This window comes from Streptomyces viridosporus (genome assembly GCF_002078235.1).
Taxonomy (GTDB): Bacteria; Actinomycetota; Actinomycetes; order Streptomycetales; family Streptomycetaceae; genus Streptomyces; species Streptomyces viridosporus.
Genome location: NZ_MSGP01000489.1, coordinates 1 through 3,632 on the forward strand (window position 1 = coordinate 1; position 3,632 = coordinate 3,632).

At 71.9% G+C, this 3,632-nt stretch carries 3 protein-coding genes, 1 tRNA gene and 1 pseudogene; 2 read left to right on the top strand and 3 right to left on the bottom strand.

Going from position 1 to position 3,632, the window contains the following annotated elements; translation table 11 throughout:
• The first annotated feature begins 70 nt into the window (after positions 1-70).
• A complete protein-coding gene (locus B7L92_RS30000; protein ID WP_081240499.1) occupies positions 71-1,114 on the top strand; it encodes a phosphotransferase family protein in 1,044 nt (347 codons plus the stop codon).
• On the opposite strand, the pseudogene B7L92_RS41460 reads toward B7L92_RS30000, so the two are convergent.
• The 3 genes and pseudogenes from B7L92_RS41460 to B7L92_RS42860 all read right to left on the bottom strand — a co-directional run.
• A pseudogene (locus tag B7L92_RS41460) lies at positions 1,115-1,246 on the bottom strand (IS5/IS1182 family transposase); the annotation flags it as partial.
• Between the two features lie 853 nt (positions 1,247-2,099).
• Positions 2,100-2,174: transfer RNA gene (locus tag B7L92_RS30010), tRNA-Leu, on the bottom strand.
• A gap of 549 nt (positions 2,175-2,723) precedes the next feature.
• Positions 2,724-2,867: a hypothetical protein gene (locus tag B7L92_RS42860; RefSeq protein ID WP_255311206.1), complete on the bottom strand. Its 144-nt coding sequence runs from the start codon at positions 2,865-2,867 to the stop codon at positions 2,724-2,726.
• A gap of 221 nt (positions 2,868-3,088) precedes the next feature.
• Here B7L92_RS42860 and B7L92_RS30020 point away from each other — a divergent pair.
• The coding region (locus B7L92_RS30020; RefSeq protein ID WP_143626397.1) for an AMP-binding protein at positions 3,089-3,632 on the top strand (544 nt) is incomplete at its 3' end.

Here is a 3,632-nt window from a genome sequence, read left to right on the forward strand (position 1 = left end):
CCCACCGCTGGGCGATCGCCCGCCGAGTGGTCCGGCGCCACCTGGACGGCCGGACCCCGGGAGCGCAGCCGTGACCGCCGAGGCGACGAGCCCCCAGGGCCTGGACCTGGCGGCCCTCCAACGGTACTTCGAGGTCCACGTGCCGGACACCGCCGGCCCACTGCGGGCCGAACTGCTGCACGGCGGCCGCTCCAACCTGACCTACCTGGTCACCGACGGTCACTCCCGCTGGGTCGTGCGCCGCCCCCCGCTCGGTGTCCTGACGCCGTCCGCGCACGACATGGGGCGCGAGTACCGGATCGTCGCCGCGCTGCAGGGCACCGGCGTACCGGTCGCCCGGGCGGTGGCACTGTGCGAGGACCCCGGTGCACTCGGTGCGCCGTTCTGCGTCGTCTCCCACGTGGCGGGCACGGTGCTGCGCACCCACGAGGACCTGCACGCCCTTCCGCAGGCGGACATCGACCGCTGCGCCACTGCCCTGGTCGAGGTGCTCGCCCGGTTGCACGCCGTGCCGTACGAGGAGGTCGGGCTCACCGGCTTCGGCCGGCCCGAGGGCTACCTGACCCGGCAGGTCCGGCGCTGGCGTGACCAGTGGTCACGCGTGGCCACCCGTGAACTGCCCGACCTCGACACCCTGCACCAGCGCCTGGCCGCCGAGGTGCCCGCCGAAAGCGGCGCAGCGGTCGTCCACGGCGACTACCGCATCGACAACGCCATCCTGGATCCGGCCGACCCGGGAACGGTCCGCGCGCTCGTCGACTGGGAGATGGCCACCCTCGGCGACCCGCTGGCCGACCTGGCCATGACCCTGGTCTACCGGGACCCCGCGTTCGACCCGGTACTGGGCGGCTCCGCCGCCTCCACCAGCGACCGGCTCCCCTCTCCGCGTGACCTCGCCGAGCAGTACGCCCGTGCTTCCGGGCGGGACCTGGAACGGCTCGCCTTCTACCTCGGCCTCGGCTACTTCAAGATCGCCGTGATCGCCGAAGGCATCCACGCCCGCCACCAGGCCGGCATGACCGTCGGCCACGGATTCGAAACGGTCGGCGACGCGGTGCCCCTGCTCGCGGCGGCGGGACTGCGCGCACTCGCGGAAGGGAACCCCTCTTCCTGATGCTGGGTGCTTGCGGGCGGGAGTCATGCGGTGGGCGAGTCGGGGAAAGGCGTCGTACATGTCGTCCCGGGTCTCCCAGCCGGTCCACAGGCAGCGGGGGCCGTGGAGCCGGGCGATGGCGGACTCGGCGTCCCTGTGCCACTCGGAAAGTCCTCGTCGCCGGTCAAGCGGTGTAGTGGTACTCGCTGATCACGCCGCCGAGAATCCGGGTCCGCAGCATTCGGCGGGCGTTGAGGTCGTGCACGGCGGCGTCGGGCCGTTCCTCGGCGTCAGGCGGTAGTTGCTGTCGAGCCTGGTGAGGTCGGTGGGCGTGGCAATGCCGCTGGTAGGCGGCCAGAACCCGGCGGGCGTGAGCCTCACGCAGGGTGCCGCTGGTGATCCTCTCGCCGTGGGCGTTCCTCCGGGGGAGCCCATGGCGCGCTCCTGATGACGTCCGGCTCCTCTGCCTCGAGGACCACGTCGAACGCCGCACCGTCCTTGCCGTCGCGGTCCCGCGGCAGAACCCGCAGCGACTCCCTGCGCACGCCCGGGTCGGCGGCGAGGTTTCGCGACTGTTGCCCGGCCCGCTCCCGGGTGGGCCGGGCGGTGACTTTCGGTGATGTGCAACCGGCGGGTGCCGTGCTCGCCGAACGCCGGCGCGTACAGCCTCTGGCCGAGCACAAATGATTTCCCGGGTCCCCGCAGAACCGCGACACCTCTGGGCCACAACAGGCCCGGCACCGCAACCCGCTGCGCGGCGGGATCCGGACGGCTCGCGTGCCCCTCACCTGAACTGGGGGCCTCCTCACCTGGTAGAGCCGGAATTGCTCCCACAGCCGGGGCTAGCACAGAGCTACCCGAAAACGACGGCCGCACCTGGCGGTTGTCCCTACCGGCGCCCGCTGACCTGCGGCTCCAGAGTGACGAAGCACGGCAGTTGTCACCGAACCGGCGCGTTACTCGTCACCGACCACGGATGCGGGCCAGCGGGCGGCGTCCTGGAAGGGGCGGGGCGGTCGGATTCGAACCGACGTCCTCCGAGATGCTGTCGCGGCGCACTACCTCTGTGCTACGACCCCGCCTTGCGGGGGATCATAGCCCCCACCCACGACGACGGACAGGGGATAACGCAGCTGCCGAGGCCGCCATCAACACTCTGCCTGCCTCCCTCGAAAAGCTCATCCATCCCGGCCCGTCAGCGGCGCTCCACGCCTCCGCCGCTGTACGCCGCCTGTCCCCGTGTGCTGGTTGTCCTCGGCGATCACGCTGCCTCATGACGCTGCGGGCGCACGAGGGACAGGCGGCCGCCGAAACTCACCGGAGCAACCAACCCGGCCGGCTTCAGCACCGCTGCCCGGGGCCGATGACCGCGAGTCCCGCCTGCTTCGCGAGCCAGTGCGCGTACGGCTCCCTCATCTGGCGACCGCCGACGCTGACGCTGCGGACGTGAACGAGGACGGTGTGCTCGTCGGCCGGCTCGTCGAGGTCGCCGGCGGGCGAGGAGATCGCGGTGCCGGCGCAGTACCGTGTCCGGCCGCACCGGCAGCCGCATCCGGCGCAGTACTTCCCTTGGCAGACCGTGAGGCAGCGACGCCGGGAAAGCCCGGTCGCTCGCGTGCATCCGGACTCGCTACCCGTCCAACTGCCTCTCCAGGACGGCGATCTGATGGCGCGGGACCAAGAACTCGATGTCCTTCTCGCGGTCGCTCGCTGGCAGCAGCCGCAGCATCGCGAACGCGTTCGTCATACCCGGGTACGCCAGTCGCAGCAGCACGACCGATCATCATGCCGCGCCCACCGCCGCCGCGCGACAGCGGCGACTCGATCGGCCACGGCCGGCACCCCGAAACCCGCTCCCACCTGCATGGATGAGGTATTCGGCAAGGGCAAGGTCCCCCGCCACGGAATCAGCAGGGGCGCTGCGTCACTGCCGCAGGGGAACCAGGCGAACCGCGTCACCATCTTCCGTAGGAGTCCACGGGAGGGGCGGAACGAGTGGGTACGGACACGGGCACCATCAGGCCACTGCCGGAGTCGCTCCGGGAACATGCCCGGCGCCTCGGGGAGAAGGTCGCCTTCCAGGACCGCCGTACACGGCGGACCTACCGGGACCTGGAATGCAGGACCGGACGGCTGGCCGGACATGTGGCGGGGCTCGGCCTGGCGCGGGGCGAACGGGTGGCCATCCTGCTCGGCAACCGTGTCGAGGCGGTCGAGAGCCTGCTCGCCGTCACCCGGGCGAGCGGGGTGGGCGTGCCGCTGGATCCCGGTAGTTCAGGGGCGGAGTTGGCCCGTCTGCTGGAGGACTGTGGTGCGCGCGTGCTCATCACCGATGAGGCCCGGCTGACGCATCGGCGAGAACTGCTGTCCCGCCCCGGGCTGATCGTGGTGGTGGCCGAGGGCGGTGAGGAGGACGGGGACACTCCGCTGTCCGGGGACTCCGGAGCGTTGACGGACGGGGCCGGGGCGGCGGGCGGCGTCCTGCGGTACGAGGAGTTGGCGTGCACGGAGCCGGGGACGCCCGCCGCCCCGGCCCCGT